This is a genomic window from Microbispora sp. H10836 (assembly GCF_012999525.1).
Classification (GTDB): domain Bacteria; phylum Actinomycetota; class Actinomycetes; order Streptosporangiales; family Streptosporangiaceae; genus Microbispora.
Window position 1 is genome coordinate 323,459 of record NZ_JABBWU010000003.1, and the last position, 23,081, is coordinate 346,539.

A 23,081-nucleotide genomic window follows, 5' to 3' on the forward strand; every position below is an offset into this window, starting at 1 on the left:
CGGGCCCCGGGAATCCCTACTGAACGGTGATCTTGTCGACTTCGACCGTGATGCCCTTCACCTGGGGGGTGGAGGTGCCGGTCGTGACGGTGCCGGTGCCCGAGGACACGCCCTTGACCGTGAAGGAGTAGCTGAGCGTGCCGCCGGGGGCGCCCGGCGTGCTGGTGATCCGGTAGTCCTGCGTCGGCGGGCCGCTGATCTGGCTGCCGGCGTTGCCTTCCGCGTTCTCGGCGCCGACGGTCAGGCCGTAGTCCGCCCCCGGGTCACCCGGTAGGTTGGCCGGGTCGTAGGCGTACGAGATGTCCTCGGCGCCGCCCAGCCCGATCCACTGCTGGAAGACCTTGCGGCTGTTCGTGCCGTACAGGTTGACCTGCCATTCGACGACGAGCCACCTGTTCACGCCGTCGGTCAGGGTGGCGACGTAGACGCCCGGCGCCCCTGTGCCGTTCAGGTCGGTCCAGTACGACGCGAGCACGCCGTTCGGCGGGGCCGTGTCGGGCAGCGTCTGCGGTGCGAACTGGATGTCCGCCGCGCCGTTCGTGCCGCCCGCGACCGTGTAGCCGTTGGAGACGACGCCGATCCTGTTGAACGTACGGCCGGCGTAGGTGAACGCCGGGACGGTGAAGTTCAGCGCCTCCTCGTCGCCGATGGGGGTCGGGGCGATGCCGAAGGCCGACAGCGGCAGGTAGCCCGCCGGGCCCACGCCGGGTGCGATGGTCGGCTTGTCCGGCTGCCTGCCCGCGAGCGTGCTCCTGGCCGTCACGATCTGGGTGCCGACCTTGGTCGCGCCGGTCACACCGGTGAGCCGCAGCTTCGCGTCCAGCGTGCTCAGCGCGGTGACGTCGGTGTTCTCCAGGGTGTTGTTCTGGACCGTGACCGTGCAGGTGGACTCGCCGGTGTTCCTGGCGATGGTGCTCGGCGTGCAGGTCTGGTCGATCGGCACGGCGCCCTCCTGCCGGTAGAAGGCCACCGGCAGGTGCTGCTCCCGGTTGCCGCCGACCTGCTTGAGGTTCACCTGGCCGAAGTACTGCCCGTCGGGCAGGTCGGGCGCGGTGATCACAACGGTGATCTTCTGGCTCTTGCCCGGCTTCACCGTGAACAGCGGCGGCAGCACCGTGATGTTCGCCCCGCTGACGGTGGTGCCCGACGCGGTGTAGATCAGCGTCTTGCCGGTGGCGTTGACGAGGGTGCGCTTGGCGGTGATTACGCCCGGCATGACGGGCGCGTTGACCGACGGCAGGTTGAGGTCGATGCGGTTCAGCGGGTCGGCGGCCGAGGCGGCGTAGTTGGCCGCGGTCTCGTCGAGGGTCAGGCCCGCGTCGCCCGCCTTGCTCAGGTCGATGCGGCCGCCGCCGTAGTCGAACGGGTCGGCCGGGGTGCTGCGGTCCTGCTTGGTGACCTTCGTCGTCGCGGTGGTCTCCAGGGCCGACTTGACCTGGCCGGGCGTCCAGTCGGGGTGCAGCGCGAACACGAGCGCTCCCGCGCCCGCGACGTGCGGCGACGACATCGAGGTGCCGGCGATCACCTGGTACAGGTTGCCCGGGGGACCTTCCAGCGGCGACTCGGGGGTCGGGGTGGTGCCCGCCAGGATGTGCAGGCCGGGCGCGGTGACGTCGGGCTTGAGGAAGTCGCCGCCCGGGCCGCGCGAGGAGAACGTCGTCATCGCGTCGCCCTGCCAGGTGGCCTTCTCACCCTGGGTGAAGCTCGCCGTGCCGCCCGGGTGCGAGCTCAGCCAGGCCAGCAGCACGTCGGTCTCCGGCTTGTCGATGTGGACCGTCGGCAGCCAGTGGTTGTCGGTCATGACGTCGAGCGGGGTGGAGTTGTACAGGATCATTCCCGCGGCGCCACCCTGCTTGACGGCGAATCCCTTGAGCACCCGGTTCGGGCCGCGCTCGCAGGCGACGATCTTCCCGGCGAACAGCCCCGGAGGCGCCGGGTTGACGCACAACGGGTCGTTGTACGGCGGGGCCGACGCGAGCACCACGGGCAGCGGCGAGGAGACGCCCGCTGTGATCGACGCACCCTTGATCGACGGCCCGCCGGTCAGCGTGATCGTCGACTGGAAGGTGCGGCTCTGCGTCGAGGCCGCCACGGTGGTCACCCACGGTCCGCGGTGGTCCGTCGTCGCCGCGCCCGGCCCCGAGTTGCCCGCCGAGGCCGACACGAACACGCCTGCGGCGTACGCGTCGAGGAACGCGAGCTCGACCGGGTCGCTGTAGGGGTCGGAGCCGCCGCCGACCGAGAAGTTGATGACCCGCACGCCGTCGGCGATGGCCTGCGCGACCGCGGCCGCCGAGTCGGACTGGTAGCAGCCCTCCGCGCCGCAGACCTTGTAGACCGCGACGTGCGCCGCGGGCGCGATGCCGTGGATCGCGCCGCGGTCGATGCCGAGCGGGTCGGCGTGGTCGACCGGCCCGCCCGCCGACGTGGTGGCGGTGTGCGTCCCGTGGCCGTTGGAGTCACGGGCGCTGTCCCCGTACACCTCCCCGCCCACGATCGCGTTGTACGTCTCCAGGAACGGCTGGCCGGAGATCAGCTTGTTGTTGCACCGGAAGGGGTCGGCCGCCGGCGTCAGCGGGTTGTCGCCGAAGTCGCACGTACGCGCGGTGCCGTCCGCCCTCGGCGGGGGAGCCGGAAGCGTTCCGGGGTCGGCGAACGACGGATGCTCCGGCCACGCGCCGGTGTCGAGGATGCCGACGATGACGCCCTTGCCCGACGACTTCGCGCCGCCGAGCCGGTTGTAGACGGTGGTCGCGCCGATGAACTCCGGGCTGGAGTCGGTGAGGGGCTGCTCCCGCCTGTCCTCCTGCACGGCGGCCACACCGGGCAGCTTCAGCAGGTCGGCGGCCTTGTTGGCGGGAAGCGTCAGGGCGACGCCGCCGTAGACCGTGCGGAGCTTCTGCCCGGCCCTGGCGCCGGGGATCTTGTCGCCGAGTTCGCTGAGGAAGGTGTTCTCGACGCTCTCGATGTGCTTCTGGTATTTCGCCGCGTCACCGCTCTTCAGGTTGAGCGCTCTGCCGGTGACCGACGGGCTGGTGCCGGGCAGGCCCGGCAGGCCGCCCTTGTAGGCCGCGAGCGAGTCGTAGTCGAGCTTGACGACGACGCTCGTCCGCTCCGGCGACTGCGAGGCGAGCAGCGCGGGGTCGCTCTTGGCGAGCCGGCCGCTGGGGGACTTGGCGCCCTGGACGCGCTCGGCGCCCGTCACGGCGGTGGCACTCCACGACCGCGACGGGGTGGGGCTGGGGTCGGCGGCGGCGGAGGCCGCCGGGATGATCGCCGTCACGAGGCCGAGGCCGGCGACGACCGCTGTGGTCCGTAAGTAGGCAGGTGGGGGCTTCCTCGACACGACACCTCCATGGAGACCTGTGAGGCCCCGCCGCCCAGGGCGTGGAGGAGCCGCGCCGCCCCCCGGGCATGGGAGGGCACGGGCCCTCCCCGTTGGGCGACGGGCGAACGGCCACCCGAGACGGGCGGCCGAAGCTGACTCGGAGTTTAACTAGCGATCGTTTTTCCGGCTAGATCGTTCCATGAAGGGATATTTGGCGCTCTTTGCTGATGACACGGCCTACTGCGAGAAGAGGCGGCCGATGGCGCCGGATTCGAGCACGATCGCCGTGCCGATCGCGATGAAGACGACGGGGACGAGCCAGTGCCCGAACCGCTCGATGAGCTCAATGATCTTCTTGTGCGAGCCGAGCCAGGACCCGCGCCCGACACGAGGACGAGCGCCGCGATGCCGGCGTACTGGCCGGCGACGATCTGCCAGGGGCGGGGCCGGCCCCGGGCGCGCGCCGACAGGAACAGCACGGTCAGGATGACGATGTCGTCGACGTTGGTACCCGCGAAGACCGCACAGGCGGTGCCGAGCATGGCGGGGATGCCGTCCATGGCAGGTCGGCATAAGATGCCGCGGGCCGCCCCATGCCGGGGCGTGTGCCGGCCACCCGGCGCCGTTTTCGGGCGTACGAGCACTGATATTTCGGATATGTGCACCTGGCGGCCCTGGAATGCCGATTACTAAACTGCTCGGCCGTGGGCGACCAGGCGGAATTACGCGCCGGAGACCGGGACAGGGACCGGACCGCGGAAAGGCTGCGCGCCGCCGTCGGCGAGGGCCGCATCACCCTGGACGAAATGACCGATCGGCTCGACCGTCTGTACGCCGCGCGCACCTACGGCGAGTTGGAGGCCCTGGTCGCGGACCTGCCCGGGACGCGGGCCCCGGAGGTGCGATCGGAGCCGGCCGACGACCTGCTGCTGTTCACCCGCGGCACGCGCGCCGTCAGGAGGACCGGGCGCTGGAGGGTGCCGCCGCGCATCACGCTCGACTGCACCTGGCGGACGGCGGTGGTCGACTTCCGGTACGCGGACTGCCCGCACCGGGAGATAGACATGACCGTCCGCTGCGACTCGATGTTCGGAGACATCGTCGTCCGGGTCCCGATCGGCTGGCGCGTCGTCGCCGACGAGGTGACCTCCGGCGGATGGATCAGGCACAAACGCGTGCACAACACCTCTCCCGTGCCGCCCGACCCCGACGGCGTCGTGCTGCGGCTGTCCGGGCACATCGGCGGCGACATCTGGGTGCGCTACCACCGGATCCCCTGACGACCGGGCCCGATAGGGTGCCCGGATGCCGCATCGCCGACTCGCCGCCCTGGCCGCCGCCGTGGTGGTCGTGGCCGCGGGCCTGGCGGTCCGGGCGCTGCTGCCGGGCGCGGTCGCCAAGTACGCGGGCGACCTCCTCTACACCCTCCTCGTGTACGCGCTGGTCGTCGTGGCCGTGCCGCGCGCCCGGCCGGTCGTGGTGGCGGTCGTGGCGCTCTGCCTGAGCTGGCTGGTCGAGTTCGCCCAGCTCACCGGCGTGCCGGCCGAGCTGTCGGCGCACAGCATGCTGGCCCGGTTGGTGCTCGGCACGACCTTCAACGCCCCCGACCTGTTCTGGTACGCCGTGGGCGCCGCCGCCGGATACGTCGTCCATGTTTCCCTGATCGCGATCCCTTGTTATCGTCACACTGACGATTAAGGAGGTCGTGGTGGCACTGACCGATCTGCTGGGGCCCCTCCTGGAGCCCGCCATCACCCTGGGCGGCGTGTCGACGAGCTGGGCCGAGCTGCTCGGCTTCGTGACGGGAGCGCTCACCGTCTGGCTGGTGGCCCGCCAGAACATCTGGAACTGGCCGATCGGCGTTGCGAACGTCGTCCTCCTGGGCCTCGTCTTCCTGGCCGTGGGACTGTACGCCGACGCGGGCCTGCAGATCGTCTACGTGGTCCTCGGCCTGTACGGCTGGTGGCAGTGGCTCTACGGCGGGGCCGGGCGGACCACGCTCACGGTCACCAGGACCGGCCGCGCCGAATGGGTGTGGCTCGCCCTCGCCGGCGCAGGGGTCACCGGGCTGCTCACCGCCGCGCTCGCCTCCTGGACCAACTCGGCCGTCCCGTTCTGGGACGCCCTGACGACCGCCCTGTCGCTCATGGCGACCTACGGCCAGTGCCGCAAGCGGGTGGAGTCGTGGTGGCTGTGGATCGCGGCCGACCTGATCTACATCCCCCTCTACGCGTACAAGGACCTCTACCTCACCAGCGTCCTCTACGTGCTGTTCCTCGCGCTGTGCGTGGCCGGGCTGGTCGCCTGGCGGCGCGACCTGGCCGCCCGGCCCGTTCCCGTCCCCGGTGATGAACGCGACGGCGACGCGGCGGTGGCACGGTGAGCGCCCGCTACGCGCACGGACTTGTGATCGGCAAGTTCTATCCGCCGCACGCCGGCCACCACCACCTCGTCGACACGGCCGCCGAGCACTGCGCGCTGGTCACGGTGGTCGTGGCCGCCTCGAGCGTGGAGAGCATCCCGCTCGCCCTGCGTACGGCGTGGCTGCGCGAGGCCCATCCGCAGCCGCACGTGGTGGTGGCGCCGGTGGTGGACGACGTCGAGATCGACTACGACGACCCGGACGTCTGGGCCGCGCACGTCGAGGCGTTCCGGCACGCGCTGGCGCTCGCCCACGGCGGCGGCGCGCCCGACGTGGACGCCGTCTTCTCCTCCGAGGCGTACGGGCCGGAGCTGGCCCGCAGGTTCGGCGGCGCGCACGTGGCGGTCGACCCGGACCGGAACCGCCATCCGGTCAGCGGGACGATGGTCCGCGACGACCCGGTCGCCGCGTGGCCCTGGCTGAGCCCCGCCGTACGCGCCCACCTCGCCTGGCGGGTGGTCGTCGTCGGAGCCGAGTCCACCGGCACCACCACGCTCGCCCGCGCCCTGGCCGCCCACTACGCCGCACGCGGCGGTGTCTGGTCCGCGACCCGGTGGGTGCCCGAGTACGGCAGGACCTACTGCGAGGAGAAACTCGCCCTGGCCCGCCGGGCCGCCAAACAGGCGGGAGCGCCCGAGCCCTGGCTCGACGACCTGGAGTGGGAGCCGGAGGAGTTCACGCTGATCGCGCACCGGCAGCTCGGCTGGGAGGAGGCGGCGGCGCGGGCCGGCTCGCCCGTGCTGTTCTGCGACACCGACGCGCTCGCCACCGCCCTGTGGCACGAGCGCTACCTCGGCACGGTGAGCGCGGACGTCCTGCGCGTCCACGAGCGGGCCCGGCACGACCTGTGGATCCACACGTCCGTGGACGGCGTGCCCTTCGAGCAGGACGGCTGGCGCGACGGCGAGCACGTGAGGCACGAGATGGACCGGCGGCTGCGCGCCGAGCTGGCCGGGCGCGGCCTCCCGCACGTCGTCGTCTCCGGGCCGCCGGGGGAGCGGCTTGCCGCCGCGGCGCGGGCGGTGGACGATCTCGTCGCGGCCGGCCGCCACTTCGCCCCGCCGCTCTGAGCTCGGCTCATATGTGAACCGATATCGGCCGGATGTCCATATGAATATTGGACTTGTTCCGAACCCTCTGGTTTGCTCCTGCGTCTGACAGATCACCGGCGCACGAGAGCGAGGACATGCCATGGGACACCCGGTGACGGTGAAAGCCGCCGCGATGACGGTATTCGTCCTGGTCGGCGCCGCCCCGCCGGCGGCCGCGGAAGCGACCCCGGCCGCCGCGCTGCGCGCGCTGGAGACGTCCTTCAAGGGCCGCATCGGCGCGTACGCCATCGACACGGCGACCGGGAAGACGATCGGCTACCGGGCGGGCGAACGGTTCGCGCTGGCGTCCACCTTCAAGGCGGTGGCCGCCGCGGCGGTGCTGGCCCGCACCACCGACAGGGAGCTGACGAAGAAGGTCGTCCACTGGACGGCCGACGAGGTGAAGCCGTACTCGCCGGAGACCGGCAAGCACGTGAAGGACGGCATGACGCTCGCCGAGCTGTGCCGGGCGGCGATCATCTACAGCGACAACACCGCCGGCAACATGCTGCTGAAGCGCATCGGCGGGCCGGAGGGGCTCACCCGCTACTTCCGTACGCTGAAGGACCCGATCTCGCGGCTTGACCGATGGGAGACCGAGCTCAACGAGTGGTCGCCCAAGGAGAGGCGGGACACGACCACGCCCGCGTCGATCGCCCGCGACCTGCGCGCGCTCACCGCCGGCGACGCGCTCGGCGCGAAGGACCGCTCACGGCTGCTCGGGTGGCTGCGCGACAACACGACCGGGGACGCGCGCATCCGCGCCGGGCTGCCCAAGACGTGGATCGTCGGCGACAAGACCGGCACCGGCGGCACGTACGGCACCGCCAACGACATCGCCGTCGTCTGGCCGGAGAAGGGCGCCGCCCCGATCATCATGGCGATCTACACCAACCGCCTGGCGGCCGACGGATCCGGTGACGACAAGGTCGTCGCCAAGACGGCGACCGTGCTCGCGCGCGGCCTCGGCCGGCTGCCGTAACACCCGTTTATGGGGCCGATCGCGCTTTACGGCCCCATAACCTTGTCTATAGCAATTTGGGGGAGGATCTAGTGAACGCCACGGGGAAGGTGCTGCGTCTCGCCGCCATGGGAGCGGCGGCGGGCGTGCTGGTCGCGGGCATCGCGCTGCCGGCGGTGGGAGGCGCGGGCGTCGGGCTGGTGTCGGCCGTCGAGGACGTGGGCATCGCGCCCCGGGACCTCGCCGAGCCCCCGCTGGCGCAGGTTTCGGTGATCCAGGACGTGAAGGGTCGCGAGATCGCGCGGTTCTACGAGCAGTACCGCGAGGTCGTCCCGTCCGACCGGATCGCCGACATCATGAAGACGGCCATCATCTCGATCGAGGACTACCGGTTCTACCAGCACGGCCCGATCGACCTCGAAGGCACCCTCCGCGCCCTGGCCACGAACCTGCAGTCGGGCGGGGTGGCCCAGGGCGGCTCCTCGATCACCCAGCAGTACGTCAAGCAGGTGCTGCTCAACGCCGCCGACACCGAGGCGGAGAAGAACAAGGCCCTGGAGGCCAGCTACGCCCGCAAGCTCAACGAGCTGCGCTACGCGATGGGCGTGGAGAAGAAGTACACCAAGGACCAGATCCTGGAGAAGTACCTCAACATCGCCTACTTCGGCGCGGGCGCGTACGGCGTCGAGGCGGCGGCCAAGCGGTTCTTCGGGATCAGCGCGAGCGAGCTGACGCTGCCGCAGGCGGCGACGCTGGCGGGGGCCGTGCAGGACCCCAACGCCACCGACCCCAACCTGGGCAAGACCAGCCGCGACCGGCTGCTCAAGCGGCGCAACGTCGTGCTCGACCGGATGGCCGAGCTCGGCAAGATCACCAAGGAGCAGGCGGCCGAGGCGAAGAAGGCCAGGCTCGGCTACAAGGGGACCCCGCTGCCCGGCGGCTGCGAGTCGAGCAAATATCCGTACTTCTGCGTCTACGTGCGCAACGAGATCCTCAACAACTCCGACTTCGGCAAGACGGCCAAGCAGCGCCTGGCGTTCCTCAACCGCGGCGGGCTCACCATCAGGACCACGATCGACCCCACGATGCAGGCCGCCGCCGACAGGGCGATCGGGAAGTGGGTTCACCCGTCGGACAATCCCGTCGCCGCCGAGGCGCTGGTCCAGCCCGGCACCGGGGCGATCAAGGCGATGGCCGCGAGCCGCCCGTACGGCACGCGCAAGAGCAAGAACCAGGTGTCCTACAACCTTGTGGCCGACGTCGCGCACGGCGGCGGCATGGGCTTCCAGGCCGGTTCGACGTTCAAGACGTTCACCCTGCTCACCGCGTTGAAGCAGGGCATGAAGATCAACGACGGCTTCAGCGCGGGCGCCGGCTACCGCGCCCCGAGCCTGTCGACGTTCACCACCTGCTCGGGCGAGGGCATCGGCGACGTCAATCACACCGTCACCAACGACGAGGGCTCGCCCGGCTGGCTGACCCTGCAGACCGGCACCTGGCACTCGGTCAACACCTTCTTCATGGAGCTCGAGCGGCGGGTCGGGCTCTGCGAGGTGGTCAAGACGGCCAAGTCGCTGGGCATCCGCCGCGCCGACGGCGACAAGCTCCAGGAGTACGAGACGTTCACGCTCGGCATCAACGAGATGGACCCGGTGACCGTCGCCACCGCGTACGCCGCGATCGGCGCGCGCGGCAAGTACTGCGCGCCGATGGCGATCACTGGGATCACCGACAGCACCGGCAAGAGCACCGACTACAAGCCGAAGTGCCGTCAGGCCCTCGAGCCCGAGGTGGCCGACGCGGCGGCGCACATCCTGTCGGGCGTGTTCACCAAGGGCACGATGTCGGCGGTGGGCGGCATCGGCCGCGACGCGGCGGGCAAGACCGGAACCAACGACAACTCCTCCTCCGCCTGGTTCGCCGGGTTCACCCCGGACCTGGCGGGCGCGGTCAGCGTCGGTGATCCGCGCGGCGCCCAGAAGTACAAGCTGAACGGCGTCACGATCGGCGGTCGTTACTACGGGTCGGTGTTCGGCGCCAGCATCCCCGGCCCGATCTGGAAGGACACGATGCTGCGGGCGCTGCGGGGCGTGCCCGCTGCGGAGTTCACGCCGATCGACACCGAGCGGTTCGGCGGCTGCGGCGGGAGCTGCCGGGGCCTGGTGTCCGTGACGCCGCCGACGGGGGGCAACGGTCCGACGGGAGGCGGCGGTTCGACGGGAGGCGGCGACACGCCGGTGCAGATCCTGCCGGACTAGTCAGTCGTCCAGCGCGTCGGCGGTGTCGAGGACGCGGAACAGCCGGGTCAGGTTGGTCCAGCGCAGGATGCGCAGCACCTGGCCGCCCGGCGCGATGAGCGCCAGGTCGCCGTCCCTCTCGCGCAGGTTGTGCACCAGGCGCACGAGCAGCCCCACGCCCGTGGTGTCGATGAACCGCACCTCGCTCAGGTCTATGGCCAGCCACGGGCCGCGGGCCTCGATCTGCGTGCGCAGCGGCTCGCGCAGGTGCCGCACCGCGTGGAGATCCAGCTCTCCGCGCAGCCCGAGCACCCACCAGCGGGTGGGGGATGAGGGTTGTGCCGTCCACGTCTCCACGGTGGTTCCCTTCGCTCTCCTTGGCGCCGGGGACCACCGGGGAGCGGGACGGGGAGGTCCGGGGCGACCGACGAAGCGCTTCGACCGACACGTCGATGAACGTACGAGCTGAGCCGTACTCAGAGTAACAATCCCCCTCCGGCGCGTCGATCGAGTGGGGTAAAGCTTCTATGGTCAATAAAAAGACGGGTGGCTATTGTCCCGATCCATGGGGGTTTCGCGGGCGCTGAAGCGTCGGCTGCTGATCGGAGGGATCGTCGCGCTGGCCGCCGCGGGATCGGCGCCGCTCGACGAGGAGCTGTCCCGGGCCGTCGCCGTCGCGTACGCCGCGCAGGGCTCCCTTCCGTACTCGTGGGGCGGGGGGCACGCGGCGCGGCCGGGACCGTCGAAGGGGACGTGCCGGGGCTACAGCGGCTCGATCAAGCCCTGCCCGGCGAGCCGGACGCGTGGTTTCGACTGCTCGGGGTTCACCCGCTGGGTGTACGGCCTGGCCTTCGGCGGCGACGTGCTCGGCCCCGGCAACACCGACGACCACCTCGGCAGACTGCGCCGGGTCGGCGTGCCGCGCCCGGGCGACCTGGTCTTCTACGGCAGGCCGGGCAGGACCCACCACGTCGGGGTGTACGTGGGCGGAGGAAAGATGATCAACGCGTTCGCCACCGGGACGCGGATCCGCATGGACGACGTGAGCGTTCTCGACGACCTGCTCGGTTACTACCACTATCCGGCCTGATCCCTATGCTTGCTCCGTCATGGTGAAATTGCGGGTTCTGGGCCGAATCGCGGCGGAGGTGGGCGGGCGTCCCGCGGACCTCGGGACCTCGCTCCAGCGCGCCGTGCTGGCCCGGCTGGTGGGTGCCCAGGGCCACGTGGTGTCGACCGACCGGTTCGTCGACGACCTGTGGCGGGGGCAGCCGCCGCCGCGCGCGCTGGCCGCGCTCCAGGTCTACGTCTCGAACCTGCGGCGGGCCCTGGAGCCGGACCGCGCCCCCCGCGCCGCCGCCCGCGTGCTGGTCAGCGCTCCCCCCGGATACCGCCTGGCGCTGGAGCCCGGCGACGTGGACGCCTGGCGCTTCCCCCGGCTGGTCGAGGCCGCCGCCGGCCTGCTCGGCGAGGGGCGGCCCGCGAACGCGCTCGAAATCGTGGACGAGGCCCTGGCGCTGTGGACCGGCCCGGCGTACGCGGAGTTCACCGAGGAGGAGTGGGCCATCCCCGAGGTGGTCCACCTGGACGAACTGCGGGCGGTCGCGGTGGAGTACCGCGCCGAGGCCGGGCTCGCGCTCGGCCGCCACGCCGAGGTCGTCCCGGAGCTGGAGCGTCACCTCACCGCGCATCCCCTGCGTGAGAACGCCGTACGGCTGCTCGCGCTCGCCTACTACCGGGCCGGGCGGCAGGGGGAGGCGCTCGCGGCCCTGCGCCGGACGCGCGCCCTGCTCGCCGAGCAACTCGGCGTCGACCCCGGGCCCGCCCTGCGCGCGCTGGAGTCGGACATCCTCGCGCAGGCCGAGTCGCTCGACGTGCCCCCCGTGGTTCCGGAGCTCGTGGTTTCGGAGCCCGTGGTTCCGGAGCTCGTGATCCCGGCTCCCGCGCCCGCCCCGGACCCCGTCCTCCCCCGCATGGTCGGCCGTACGGCGGAGCTGTCCCGGCTGGCCGCCGCGGCCGAGCAGGCCGGAGCCGGGTTCCGCATCGTGTGGCTCGGCGGTGAGGCGGGCTCGGGCAAGAGCACCCTGGCCGACGCGCTCGTGCGGCGCCTGGCCGCGGACGGCTGGCAGACCGTGGTGGGCCGCTGCCCCGAGACGACCGGCGGCGTGCCGCCCGCCTGGGCGTGGAGCGAGGTGCTGCGGGAGCTGTCCGCGACCTGCCCGCCCGAGCCCGAGACCGCGGCCCGGCTGGCGCCCCTGCTGACCGACGACGCGGCGCCCGTGGGCCAGTTCTGGCTGGCGCGGGCGGCCGGCGACTACCTGGAGGGCGTGCCGGGACCGCTGCTGATCGTGCTGGAGGACGTGCACCGGGCCGACGAGGAGAGCCTCCAGCTCCTGCGTCACCTGGCGGGCCGCCTGACCCGGACGCCGGTCCTCGTCCTGCTGACGCATCGGCCGGCCGAGGCGGGCGACGACCTCACCGCCACCGCCGCGGCGCTCGCCGTGCAGACGGTGGAGCACATCACCCTGGGCGGCCTGGGCGAGCCGGAGGTGGCCCGCCTGCTCGTGGCACGCTCCGGCACGGAGGTCGACGAGGACACGGTGCGCACGGTCACCGAGCGGACCGGCGGCAACCCGCTGTTCGTGACCGAGACGGCCCGGCTGCTGGCGGTGGACGGCCCGTCGGCGGCCCACGCGCTGCCGCCCGGCGTGCGCGACCTCATCCGCCGCCGCCTCGCCCGGCTGCCCGCGACGGCGCAGACCACGCTGCGCACCGCCGCCGTCCTCGGCCGCGAGGCCGACGCGGACGTGCTGATCGCCCTGCCCGGGGCGGACGAGGACACGGTGCTCGACGGCCTGGAGGCGGGCGTGCTGTCCGGGCTGCTGGAGGAGCCGCGCCCCGGCCGTGTCCGGTTCGCCCACGTGCTCGTCCGCGAGACGTTGTACGAGGACATCCCGCGGCTGCGCCGGGCGCGGATGCACGGCAAGGTCCTGACGGCGCTGGAGCGGGTGCGCCCCGGCGACGTGGGGGCGCTCGGGCACCACGCGCTCGCCGCCGCGACGACCGCGACCGCCCTCACGGCCGCCGAGTACGCGGCGCGAGCCGCCGGGCAGGCGGCCGCGCTCTACGCCCACAGGGATGCGGCCGCGCTGCTGGAGGGCGCGCTGGGCGCGCTCGACCTGCTGAGCGAGGGGACGGACGACGCGCATCGGGACGTCCGCCTCGACCTCCTGTGCCGTCTGGTGTCCGCGCAGGCGCACGCGGGCGACGTCATCACGGCGGTGCGGAACCGCACGAGGGCGCTGGCGGTGGCCCGCCGGATGGGCGGCCGGGACGCGGTGGCGCGGGCGGTGTCCTCGCTCGACGCGCCGGTCATCTGGACCATCCAGCCGGACCGCGTGCTCGACACCGATCTCGTCCGGGCGATCGAGGAGTCGCTGCCCGCGGAGGCCGGGGAACTGCGCTGCCGGATGCTCGTCGCCCTCTGCCACGCCCTCGAAGGACACGACGCGGAGCGCATCGAGGCGGCCAGCGGGGAGGCGCTGGCGATCGCGGACGCCCTCGGCGACCCCCGCCTGCGGTGCATGGCGCTCAACGGCCGCTACTGGGTCTGCCTGACCCCCGACAGGCGGGACGACCTGGAGAGGCTCGGGCACGATCTGCTGGCCGCCTCGGCCGCCGCCGGGCTCCTCGGCTATCAGACGCTCGGCCACTTCTCGCTGCTCATGGCCGCGCTGGGCCGCAACGACTGGACCACGGCGCGCCGGCACGCCGACAAGGCCATGGAGCTGTCGACGAGCGGCCAGCTCGGCCTGGCCCTCGGCATCCTCGGCTTCCTCGACGCCCTGCACCTGCTGGTCAGGGGGGAGTTCGAGCGGGCCGAGAGCGTCTACTCGCAACTCGGGGAGCAGCTGGCCAGCACCGGTGACGCCAACGGCGCGATGGTGGGAGTGGTCGGCCGCTTCGTGGTCAAGCTGGCGGCGGGACGGGTCCACGACTCGGTCGAGGAGCTCGCCGCCCTGTGGGAACGCCTGCCGCAGGACGTGGGCGAGTTGTACGCGCGGGCGCTCGCCGGCGCCGGCCGCCCGGAGGAGGCCCGCGCGGTCTGGGCTCCCGTACGCGCCCCTCGCCGGGACTACTACTGGCTCGTGTTCATGGCTCTCCGCTCGGACAACGCGATCGAGCAGGGCGACCCGGAGGTGGCCGGGGAGTGTTACCGGCTGCTCCTGCCGTACGACGGCGAGCTGGCCGGCCTGCACTCGGGCTCGGTCACGCTGGGGCCGGTGGCGCACACGCTCGGCGATCTGGCGGCGTTCCTGGGGCGTCCCGGCGACGCCGAGGCCCACTACCTGCGGGCCGCCGAGGTCGCCCGGCAGGTCGGCTCCCCGCACTGGGAGGAGGCCGCCCGCCGGGCGCTCACGCGGCGCCGAAGATGAGGCGCTCGCGGCGCCGGTGGGCGCGGCGCAGCACCGCCAGCATGACGACCAGGACGGGCCCGGCCAGCGCGCGCAGCTCCGCCATCTCCTCCGGCCGCGCGTGCTGCTCGATCCTCGGCAGCTCGAAGCGCGCGTCGCCGCCCTTGCGGACGTACTGCTCCAGCTCCTCCCAGTCCTTGCCGGACACGTGCCGCATGATGATCGGGAAGATCGTGCGCTCCTCCTCCTCGATGTGCTCGTCGAGCAGGTCCGCCAGCCGGCGCAGCGGCTTGGCCAGCTCGGCCGGGTCGCCCGCGACGGACTGGATCTCCTCCAGCAGCGGGTCGAGCTCGGAGTGGTCCTCGCTCAGCTCGCTCAGGTCGACCTCGGCGCCCGCGGACCGGACGAGCAGGGGCCACAGACGGTCGTCCTCCGCCTTGTGGTGGTGGTGGATGCCGCGGCAGAGCTTGGTGACGTACTCGCGGATGGCGTTGGCGCGGTCCGGCCCGCACGGCTGCCGGCCCGCGGCGATCTCGGCGGTGACGTCGGCGAGGCGCCGGGAGTCGGCCCGCATCGCCCGGTGCGTGATGCGGAAGCCCAGCAGGTTGGGGGTGTCGGACATCGGAGGACCCTTCGTGAGCGGGGGAACGGCGGTATGTCACGCTCACTGTGCGGCCGGGCACTTGGGGTCGGTTAAGACCCCACTTAAGGCCGATTCCCATGGGACGGGAGATAGGCCTGGGGAAAACCCGATAGTTTGTTCCGTCATGGACAGCCGATGGGTGGGACCGGACGGTTACGAGATCGTTCCCGCGTACCGCCGTGACCGCCAGGTGCTGCGGGTACGGCGCCACGGCCAGGTGGTCGCCGACTGCCTGTCGGTCGAGGAGGTCGCCCGGTATGTCGACCTCGCCGACCTGTGCGAGGTGATCCCGCTGCCCGCCCGGGCCGGCGAGGCCCGTACGGCCGTCAAGTAGCCAGGTCACAGGCGTAACAGCCGCGGGCCCTGGGCACTCACAGTGCCGAGGGGGAATCGATGCGCCTGCCTGCCCTGCCCGTCCGCCTGCCCGTCCGCCTGTTCGTCACCGCCAGCGCGCTCGCCGCCGCCATCGGCGGCTGCGGGTCGGCGCCCACGGATCCCCCGCCCGAGACGCCGGTGTACGTGCTCAACCTGCGGGACTCCGAGCGGGGCAGGCCCGACCAGCGGCCGGCGAACCTCGTGCTCTCGGAGTTCAGCACGATGAGCGCGGTCACCTGGCGGACCTGGGGACCGACCCGGGCGACCGGCGCGGGCAAGCTCAGCGGCACCTGGTGCCTGCCCGAGTGCGCGGACGCGCCGTACGACGCCACGGTGACGTTGAGCAGCGTGATCCCGGTCAAGGGCAAGGGCTACTTCAGCCGCTACGCGGTCACGGCCGATGTGCCCGTCCGGCACCGTCCCGAGGCCGACCTGTCCGGAGTCCTGCCGACGCCCTGAGCGGCCCGCGACGCGGGTGATCCGAATTCGCGTAGGTCGCCGTGGCCGTGTATGGTTACACCTGTCCGCAACGCGAGAGTGGCAGGCGGACCCGCCCCTATAGCTCAGTCGGCAGAGCGTCTCCATGGTAAGGAGAAGGTCAACGGTTCGATTCCGTTTGGGGGCTCTAGTCGAGAAGTCCTATCCAAGCAGTGTCTCTGACTGATGCTGCCGGGTGGGGCTTTCGGCTTGGTGGGGATGCCTCTTCCTCAGGGGAAGACCGACCTCGATCATGGCTGATCCCGATGCGCGAATAGCCGTACAGGTCGGGTATCCTTGCGTGGCCGGATCCAGTTCCGGCCAAGGCGGAGTAGCTCAGTCAGGCAGAGCAAGCGGCTCATAATCGCTGTGTCGCCGGTTCAAGTCCGGCCTCCGCTACTACCCTCCCGGGCCACCTGCACAAGGCGGCCCCGGCGTGGGTTGTCCGTAGTCCCGAACGCAGAAAGGCACTCCCACGTGGCTGCCACAGACGTTAGGCCGAAGATCACGCTGGCCTGCCAGGAGTGCAAGCACCGCAACTACATCACGCGGAAGAACCGGCGCAACGACCCGGATCGGCTTGAGCTGAAGAAGTACTGCCCCAACTGCAAGACGCACCGGGCGCACCGCGAGACCCGCTAGTTCCGGCACGCGGCACGGTCCCGCGCAGGCATCACTTCGGAACCCCATCGCACTTCCGACACCGGCGTTCCCCTGCGGGGACGCCGGTTTGTCGTGTCCGGGTTCTGTTACGGTACGGCCTACCCGCTCAGCAGAAGGAGCCCGGCCCGATGGCTTTGAACCGTGATTTCGTCGGGCGGACGTACGCGTCGTCCGCGCCCTACGAGGTCAGCCGCGTGAAGATCAGCGAGTTCGCCACCGCGATCGGCGACCCCAACCCGATCTACCACGACAGGCAGGCCGCCGTGGCGGCCGGGCATCCGGACGTCGTCGCGCCGCCCACGTTCCCCATCGTGTTCAGCCTTCTCGGGACCGGTGACGCGCTCGCCGACCCCGAGCTCGGGCTCGACTTCTCGATGGTCGTGCACGGCGAGCAGCGGTTCGAGTACGAGAGGCCCATCCACGCGGGCGACGAGCTGGTGTGCGCCTCGACCATCGCGGAGATCCGCAGCGTCGGGCGCAACGAGTTCCTGACCCTGCGCAGCGACGTCTCCACCACCTCCGGCGAGCTGGTCTGCCGGACCTACAACGTCATCGTGGAGCGGGGAGGGGCGGCCTGACATGGCGGCGACGGTCAAGTACGACGAGGTGGAGGCCGGCCAGCAGATCCCGGCCGTCGAGTACCGGGTCCGCCGGGTGGACCTGGTGAGGTACGCCGGCGCCTCCGGCGACTTCAACCCCATCCACTGGAACGAGCGGTACGCGAAGGCGGTCGGCCTGCCCGACGTCATCGCGCACGGCATGTACACGATGGCCCAGGGCGGCCGGTTCGTGACGGACTGGGCGGGCGACCCCGGCGCGGTGGTGGAGTACGGCGTCCGCTTCTCGTCCATGGTCGTGGTGCCGGACGACGACAACGGCGCGACGATCACGATCAGCGGGATCGTCGAGGAGAAGCGCGAGGACAAGCGTGTCGTCGTCGCGCTGACCGCGAAGTCCGGCGACTCCCGCGTCCTGTCCAAGGCCCGTGCGGTGGTCCAGCTCTCCTGAGCGTGCCTCTCCTGACCGGCCGATTGGCCGCGGTGGTGCTGGGTAGCGGTCGGATCGTGAGCGATCGAGACAACGCAGCGGACCGCACCGGTGACGTCGCAGGCGTCGCCGCACAGACCCAGGACCCCGGCAAGGCGGGCGACGCCCACGGCGGCGGGCTGCCGCGGCCGCGGGCGGACAACGCCAGGCAGGCCGCCGAAGCCACGGGCCCCGAGATCGACGAGGTGGAGCAGGACGTCGCGCCCGGCGGGACGATCGAGACCGCGCTGACCCCTTCGGGTGAGGCGTCGGTGGTCGCCTCCCAGCTCCTGTGGGACGGCAGCTCGGCCACGTCGAGGATCGACGAGTCGATAGCCGAGGCGGAGCGCGAGGACCGCGGATAGCTATCCTGTTCGTCGGACGTTCCGGGGTGCGAGGAGACCGATGGCTGACCGGCTGGCAGGGGTGCCGCTCGCCCCGTACACCACGTTGCGGACGGGCGGACCGGCCCGGGCGTTCACACAGGCGGAGACGCAGGACGAGCTGGTCGCGACCGTGGCCGAGGCCGACCGCGCGGACGAGCCCGTGCTGGTGCTCGGCGGCGGCAGCAACCTCGTGGTGTCCGACGACGGGTTCGACGGGCTCGTGGTGCGTGTCGCCACGCGGGGCGTCCACGTGACGGTCGAGGACGGGCGCGCGCTGGTCACCGTGCAGGCGGGGGAGGACTGGGACGCTCTGGCCGCCCGCTGCGCGGCCGAGGGCTGGTCGGGGGTCGAGTGCCTGTCGGGCGTCCCCGGGCTGGTGGGATCCACCCCGATCCAGAACGTCGGCGCGTACGGCCAGGACGTCTCGCAGACCGTCACCGGCGTCCGCGTGTACGACCGGACCACCGGCCAGGTGCGGGACCTCACGGCGGCCGAGTGCGGCTTCGCCTACCGGCACAGTGCGTTCAAGCAGGATCCCGGCCGGCACGTGGTGCTGGCCGTCACCTACGCCCTGGAGCGCTCGCCGCTGTCGGGGCCCGTGGCGTACCGGGAACTGGCCGTCCGGCTCGGCGCGGAGATCGGCGAGCGGGTGCCGCTGTCCGACGCGCGCGAGGCGGTGCTGGGGCTGCGCCGGGGCAAGGGCATGGTCCTCGACCCCGGCGACCCGGACACGCGCAGCGCCGGGTCATTCTTCACCAACCCCGTGCTCGGCCCGGACGAGGCGGCGGCCCTGGCGCTGCGGGCCCCCGGACACCCGCGCTGGGACATGCCCGACGGCACGGTCAAGGTCCCGGCGGCGTGGCTGATCGAGAACGCCGGCTTCCCCAAGGGCTACGAGAAGGGGCGGGCCCGCATCTCGACCAAGCACACGCTGGCCCTCACCAACCCGACCGGCGAGGCCGGCGCGGACGAACTGCTGGCGCTGGCCCGAGAGGTGCGCGACGGCGTGCACGAGAAGTTCGGGGTGTGGCTCGTCAACGAGCCCGTGCTGGTGGGAGTAAGTCTTTAGCACGGTTAGACTGGGGCAACACCGAAGGGGAGTAGTCCGAAATCCACTGATCGACACACTGGCGGTTCGTTCGCCCGGTCGTGGAGCCCTCGTGGCGGACGAGACCTTCGGCCCGACAGTCATGACCGCATGCTGCCGGGCCGAAGTCGTGCCCGAACTCCCCGGGTGTCGTACGGCGGCCCGGTCGCAAATCCCCCCGAAAGGGACGAAAGGCGACCCGTGCAAGCCCTCTGGATCTCCCTCGTCGTCATCTTCGTAGCCGAGCTGGGTGACAAGAGCCAGCTCATGGCCCTGACCTTCGCGACCCGGTTCAAGACGGGGCCGGTGCTGGCCGGCATCACCGCCGCCACCGCGCTCGTCCACCTCTTCAGCGTCGGCCTCGGCCGGCTCGTCGGCGACGCCCTCCCCACCACCGCCATCTCGATCATCGCCGGTATCGCGTTCCTCGCCTTCGCCGCCTGGACCCTGCGCGGCGACGAACTCACCGAGGAGGAGAAGGGCAAGGCGGCCAAGACCACCCGCAACGCGTTCATCGCCGTCGCCGTGGCCTTCTTCCTCAGCGAGCTGGGCGACAAGACCATGCTCGCCACGATCACGCTGGCCACCCAGCACGGCTGGTTCGGCACGTGGGTCGGCTCCACCGTGGGCATGGTCGCCGCCGACGCGCTGGCCATCCTGGTCGGCCGGTTCCTCGGCACCCGGCTGCCGGAGAAGTGGATCAAGTATGGCGCGGCCGCCGCGTTCGCCGTCTTCGGCGTGCTGCTGCTGATCGAGCCCCTGTTCGCCTAATCGAGGAGCGACAGGCGGTGGGCCGCGGCGGCGGCCTCGCCCCGGGTCGACACTCCCAGCTTGGGCAGGATGTTCGACACGTGGACGCTGACGGTCTTGGCCGAGATGAACAGCTCGGCCGCGATGTCCCGGTTGCTGCGCCCGGCCGCCACCAGGCGCAGCACCTCCAGCTCGCGGGGGGTCAGCTCGGCCTGCCGTACGGGTTCCGGCGGTGTGGGACCGGACGGTGCGGGACGGGAGAGGGGGGCGCCGACGCGGCGGGCCAGCGTCTCGATCTGCGCCACCAGCGGGGTGGCGCCCAGCGCGGCCGCGAGCGGGCAGGCCTCGCGCAGACGCGCCGAGGCCCCGTCGCGGTCGCCGCTCGCGGCGGCGGCCATCGCTCCGTGCAGCAGCGCCTTGGCCCGGACGTACGGACGGCCCAGCCGCCGCCACGCCTCGGCCGCGGCGTCGAACTCACCCCGGTAGACCAGGCCGAACGCCTCGTTCACGGGCCCGTCGCCCAGGTTGACGGCCAGGCGGTCGCCCATCTCCCGCACACGCGCCACCGGCTCGGGAGCGACCGGCGCCGCGGCGTCGCAGACGTACCGGACCGAGGCGAGCAGCCGGCCGGCGAGCATCGCCTTGCGCGACAGCGGCGGGTCGTCCAGCGCCGTCTCCAGGGCGGCCAGGGCCTGCAGCGGCTCGCCGCGCAGCAGGTGCCACGCGAGGACCAGGCGGGTGTTGTTCGTCCACTCCTGCGTCTGCTCGTCCCGGTGCGGGGAGAAGGCGCCGACCTCGGCGAGGATGTCCTGCGCCAGGTCCTCCTCGCCGCGCGCGATCGCGATGTCCGCCCGCACCCGCAGCATGTGCCACCGGTTGCGCAGGGTCGGTCCCATCGTCATGGACCGCTCGACGACCTCGACGGCCTCGTCCCAGCGGCCGAGCGACTCCAGCGCCTCCGCCCGGTTGTTGGCGATGAACACCCCCTGGTGGCGGAACCTGCCGTACCGCCGGGCGAGCTTCTCGCCCTCCAGCGCGAGCGCCACGGCCTCCGCGGAGCGGCCGAGGTTGTCGAGGGCGTCGACGTTGTTCGCCAGGGCGCGCAGGATGATGCGCGGCGAGTCGAGCCGGGTTCCGATGGCCAGGGCGCGCTCGTTCATGGCGAACGCCGTCTCCAGGTCGCCGTTGATCGAATGTCCGAGCGCGAGGTTGATCAGGAGGTCGGCCTCCTGGACCTCGTCGCCCGTCTCGCGGGCTATGCGCAACGCCTCCTGGGTGAGCGCGGTGCCCTCGACGATCTCGTCGGAGTTGATCAGCACCGTGCCGAGCCGGGTCAGCACGAGCGTGCGGATGTCGCCGGGCAGCGGGACCAGTCGTTCCGCGCGCCGCAGCTCCTCCAGCCCGCCGGGCTTGCCCTTCTGCATCTTGATGTTCGCCATGCGGACCAGCAGCTCGGCCACCCGCTCCGGGGCGGTCCGCTCGTCCAGCTCGGCCAGGGCGCCGCGCACGTACTTGATGCCCTGCTCCATGTCGCCGCCGACGTACGCCGCCTCGGAGGCCCGCTCGAGCACGGTGCAGTGGTCGTGTCCGATCCGCTCGGCGGCGTCGGGGACCTTGTCCCACAGCGTCAGCACGCGGTCGAGGAGCTGGATCTGCTCGGTGTAGGCGAACGACTTGGCCGCCTTCTCCGCCGCCTCCCACGCAGAGATCAGGGCCCACAGGTCGTCGCGGGCGGAGTACCAGTGGTGGGCGATCTCGATGGCCGCCCGGCCCGGGGGCACGAGGGTGCGGTCGCGGTCGATCTCCTCGGCGTACCGCGCGTGCATCCGCGCGTGCTCGCCGGGCAGCAGTTCGTCGTGGACCGCCTCGCGGATCAGGGCGTGCCGGAACGCGTACGCCCCGCCGTCGGCCACCTGCAGCACGTTGGCCGCGATGGCCGGCCGCAGCGCGTTCTCCAGGTCCACGTCGGACACCCCGCTGACCGCCGCCAGCAGGTCGTGCCCGACGCGCACGCCGCCCGCGGCGGCGATCCGGAGCACCCGCTGGGTCTCCTCGGGCAGCCGCTCCACCGAGCCGATGATCAGGTCGTGCAGGGAGTCGGGGAACGAGCACTCGTCGCCGCAGTCGAGCAGCGCCTCCACGAACAGCGGGATGCCGCCGCTGCGCTCGAAGACCCGGTCCACCCTGGCGAACTCGGGCGTCACCCCGAGGATCCCCGCCATCTGCGCGGCGACCTCGTCCTGCGTGAAGCGGGGCAGGTCCACCCGGACCACGCCGTCCACCCGCCCCAGCTCGGCCAGCACCGGCCGCAGGGGATGGGTGCGGTGCAGCTCGTCCGCGCGGTACGTCATGACCATCAGGACGGGAGCCGACTTGAGATTGCGGCTGAGGAAGGCGATGAGGTCCCGGCTGGAGCGGTCGGCCCAGTGGACGTCCTCGATGACGAGCACCACCGGCCGCCGCTCGGCGAGGCGCTCCAGCAGGGCGAGGATCAGCTCGAACAGCCGGGCGCGGGCCGACTCGGTCTCCCCGTCGCCGCTCGGCTCGCCGAACTCGGGCAGCAGCCTCGCCAGGTCGCGGGCGGCGCCGTCGGGCAGCAGGCCCGCGACCTCGGCCGCGCCGGACTCCCGGACGAGCTGCCGCAGCGCGGCGGTGAACGGCGCGTACGCCAGGCCCTCGGCCGACAGCTCCACGCAGCCCCCGACGAGCACGTGGGCGCCGTCCTGCGCGGCCTGCTCGGCGAACCGGAGGGCGAGGCGGGTCTTCCCCACGCCCGCCTCGCCGCCGACGAGCACCGCCGCGGTGGCCTGCTTACGGGCCTGGTCGTAGGCCTCGCCCAGGGTCTCCAACTCCGCGCCCCGCCCGACGAAAACGGGGCTCACCGCCCGGCGTGTCATGTCGTCAAGCATGTCATGACCCTTTGAGTCGGTTCGCCTGGTTTTACGGTCAGATCTGACTGACTGGCGGGGCTCACGGCGGCTGAAAGGCCCGGCCGGGAGGGAGGGTCCGGCCGGGCCTTCGTACGCGTCTCATGAGGTGCGGAGCTTGCCGAAGGCCGCGCGCAGCCGGCGCTGGCCGGAGCGCTGCCGGCCCTTCAGAGCCGCCTGCGCCTCGCGGGCGCGCCGGTGGCCGGCGGCCTCCTCCTGAAGCTCGGCGGCACGGTTGATCATTACCTGGTACTGCAGTTCCGGACCCATCACTGCGTCTCCTTGTTCGGGCC

Annotated in this window: 21 protein-coding genes and 2 tRNA genes; 18 read left to right on the forward strand and 5 right to left on the reverse strand. The window is 72.0% G+C overall.

The window, feature by feature from the left end; all coding sequences use genetic code 11:
- Positions 1 to 16: 16 nt before the first annotated feature.
- Positions 17 to 3,346, reverse strand: a complete 3,330-nt coding sequence (locus tag HHX30_RS42570; protein WP_169981314.1) for a S8 family serine peptidase — start codon at positions 3,344 to 3,346, stop codon at positions 17 to 19.
- Positions 3,347 to 4,032: 686 nt separating this feature from the next.
- Between HHX30_RS42570 and HHX30_RS09000 the strand changes: the two genes are divergently transcribed.
- The 6 genes from HHX30_RS09000 to HHX30_RS09025 all read left to right on the forward strand — a co-directional run bounded on the left by HHX30_RS09000 (position 4,033) and on the right by HHX30_RS09025 (position 10,060).
- Positions 4,033 to 4,608: a DUF1707 domain-containing protein gene (locus tag HHX30_RS09000; protein ID WP_169981316.1), complete on the forward strand. Its 576-nt coding sequence runs from the start codon at positions 4,033 to 4,035 to the stop codon at positions 4,606 to 4,608.
- Between the two features lie 25 nt (positions 4,609 to 4,633).
- Complete coding sequence (locus HHX30_RS09005; protein ID WP_169981318.1) at positions 4,634 to 5,026, forward strand: DUF2809 domain-containing protein; 393 nt, start codon at positions 4,634 to 4,636, stop codon at positions 5,024 to 5,026.
- Positions 5,027 to 5,036: 10 nt separating this feature from the next.
- Positions 5,037 to 5,711 (forward strand): nicotinamide riboside transporter PnuC, encoded by a 675-nt coding sequence (pnuC, locus tag HHX30_RS09010; protein ID WP_169981320.1) that lies wholly within the window; start codon positions 5,037 to 5,039, stop codon positions 5,709 to 5,711.
- Positions 5,708 to 6,820, forward strand: a complete 1,113-nt coding sequence (locus HHX30_RS43185; protein ID WP_169981322.1) for an AAA family ATPase — start codon at positions 5,708 to 5,710, stop codon at positions 6,818 to 6,820. The genes pnuC and HHX30_RS43185 overlap by 4 nt, the downstream gene beginning before the upstream one ends.
- A 121-nt stretch (positions 6,821 to 6,941) precedes the next feature.
- Positions 6,942 to 7,823 (forward strand): class A beta-lactamase, encoded by an 882-nt coding sequence (gene bla, locus HHX30_RS09020; protein ID WP_169981323.1) that lies wholly within the window; start codon positions 6,942 to 6,944, stop codon positions 7,821 to 7,823.
- Positions 7,824 to 7,894: 71 nt separating this feature from the next.
- Positions 7,895 to 10,060, forward strand: coding sequence for a transglycosylase domain-containing protein (locus HHX30_RS09025; protein WP_311922220.1), 2,166 nt, complete (start codon positions 7,895 to 7,897; stop codon positions 10,058 to 10,060).
- On the opposite strand, the gene HHX30_RS09030 is transcribed toward HHX30_RS09025, so the two are convergent.
- Complete coding sequence (locus HHX30_RS09030) at positions 10,061 to 10,396, reverse strand: STAS domain-containing protein (protein ID WP_169981325.1); 336 nt, start codon at positions 10,394 to 10,396, stop codon at positions 10,061 to 10,063.
- 208 nt (positions 10,397 to 10,604) lie between these two features.
- Between HHX30_RS09030 and HHX30_RS09035 the strand changes: the two genes are divergently transcribed.
- Together HHX30_RS09035 and HHX30_RS09040 are read left to right on the forward strand one after the other, a co-directional pair.
- The gene (locus tag HHX30_RS09035) at positions 10,605 to 11,129 is read left to right on the forward strand and encodes a C40 family peptidase (protein WP_169981326.1); all 525 of its coding nucleotides are present in this window, start codon (positions 10,605 to 10,607) and stop codon (positions 11,127 to 11,129) included.
- Between the two features lie 19 nt (positions 11,130 to 11,148).
- Positions 11,149 to 14,475, forward strand: a complete 3,327-nt coding sequence (locus HHX30_RS09040; RefSeq protein WP_169981328.1) for a BTAD domain-containing putative transcriptional regulator — start codon at positions 11,149 to 11,151, stop codon at positions 14,473 to 14,475.
- On the opposite strand, the gene HHX30_RS09045 is transcribed toward HHX30_RS09040, so the two are convergent.
- A complete protein-coding gene (locus tag HHX30_RS09045) occupies positions 14,456 to 15,076 on the reverse strand; it encodes a hemerythrin domain-containing protein (RefSeq protein WP_169981330.1) in 621 nt (206 codons plus the stop codon). The two genes, HHX30_RS09040 and HHX30_RS09045, sit on opposite strands and share 20 nt — an antisense overlap.
- Positions 15,077 to 15,221: 145 nt before the next feature.
- Here HHX30_RS09045 and HHX30_RS09050 point away from each other — a divergent pair, with 145 nt between their 5' ends.
- From HHX30_RS09050 to HHX30_RS09095, 10 genes are all read left to right on the forward strand, one after another.
- Positions 15,222 to 15,431 carry a transposase gene (locus tag HHX30_RS09050; RefSeq protein ID WP_169981331.1) on the forward strand — a complete coding sequence of 70 codons (210 nt, stop codon included), beginning with the start codon at positions 15,222 to 15,224 and terminating at the stop codon, positions 15,429 to 15,431.
- Positions 15,432 to 15,490: 59 nt separating this feature from the next.
- On the forward strand, positions 15,491 to 15,931 hold the full coding sequence (locus tag HHX30_RS09055; protein ID WP_169981333.1) for a hypothetical protein: 441 nt from the start codon (positions 15,491 to 15,493) through the stop codon (positions 15,929 to 15,931).
- Positions 15,932 to 16,024: 93 nt separating this feature from the next.
- Positions 16,025 to 16,097, forward strand: a tRNA-Thr gene (locus tag HHX30_RS09060).
- 177 nt (positions 16,098 to 16,274) lie between these two features.
- Positions 16,275 to 16,348 (forward strand) — tRNA-Met (locus tag HHX30_RS09065).
- Positions 16,349 to 16,426: 78 nt separating this feature from the next.
- Positions 16,427 to 16,591, forward strand: coding sequence for a 50S ribosomal protein L33 (rpmG, locus tag HHX30_RS09070; protein WP_036325591.1), 165 nt, complete (start codon positions 16,427 to 16,429; stop codon positions 16,589 to 16,591).
- A gap of 149 nt (positions 16,592 to 16,740) precedes the next feature.
- Complete coding sequence (locus HHX30_RS09075) at positions 16,741 to 17,190, forward strand: MaoC family dehydratase N-terminal domain-containing protein (RefSeq protein ID WP_169981334.1); 450 nt, start codon at positions 16,741 to 16,743, stop codon at positions 17,188 to 17,190.
- 1 nt (position 17,191) lies between these two features.
- Entirely contained in the window at positions 17,192 to 17,620 is a 429-nt protein-coding gene (locus HHX30_RS09080) for a MaoC family dehydratase (RefSeq protein WP_169981336.1), read from the forward strand.
- Positions 17,621 to 17,676: 56 nt separating this feature from the next.
- Positions 17,677 to 18,003, forward strand: a complete 327-nt coding sequence (locus HHX30_RS09085; protein WP_169981338.1) for a hypothetical protein — start codon at positions 17,677 to 17,679, stop codon at positions 18,001 to 18,003.
- Between the two features lie 40 nt (positions 18,004 to 18,043).
- Positions 18,044 to 19,093, forward strand: coding sequence for a UDP-N-acetylmuramate dehydrogenase (locus HHX30_RS09090; protein WP_169981340.1), 1,050 nt, complete (start codon positions 18,044 to 18,046; stop codon positions 19,091 to 19,093).
- A gap of 219 nt (positions 19,094 to 19,312) precedes the next feature.
- On the forward strand, positions 19,313 to 19,882 hold the full coding sequence (locus tag HHX30_RS09095) for a TMEM165/GDT1 family protein (RefSeq protein WP_310742084.1): 570 nt from the start codon (positions 19,313 to 19,315) through the stop codon (positions 19,880 to 19,882).
- On the opposite strand, the gene HHX30_RS42575 is transcribed toward HHX30_RS09095, so the two are convergent.
- Positions 19,879 to 22,758 (reverse strand): helix-turn-helix transcriptional regulator, encoded by a 2,880-nt coding sequence (locus HHX30_RS42575; RefSeq protein ID WP_283246711.1) that lies wholly within the window; start codon positions 22,756 to 22,758, stop codon positions 19,879 to 19,881. The two genes, HHX30_RS09095 and HHX30_RS42575, sit on opposite strands and share 4 nt — an antisense overlap.
- 132 nt (positions 22,759 to 22,890) lie before the next feature.
- Positions 22,891 to 23,058 (reverse strand): hypothetical protein, encoded by a 168-nt coding sequence (locus tag HHX30_RS09105; RefSeq protein ID WP_169980796.1) that lies wholly within the window; start codon positions 23,056 to 23,058, stop codon positions 22,891 to 22,893.
- Between the last annotated feature and the right edge of the window lie 23 nt (positions 23,059 to 23,081).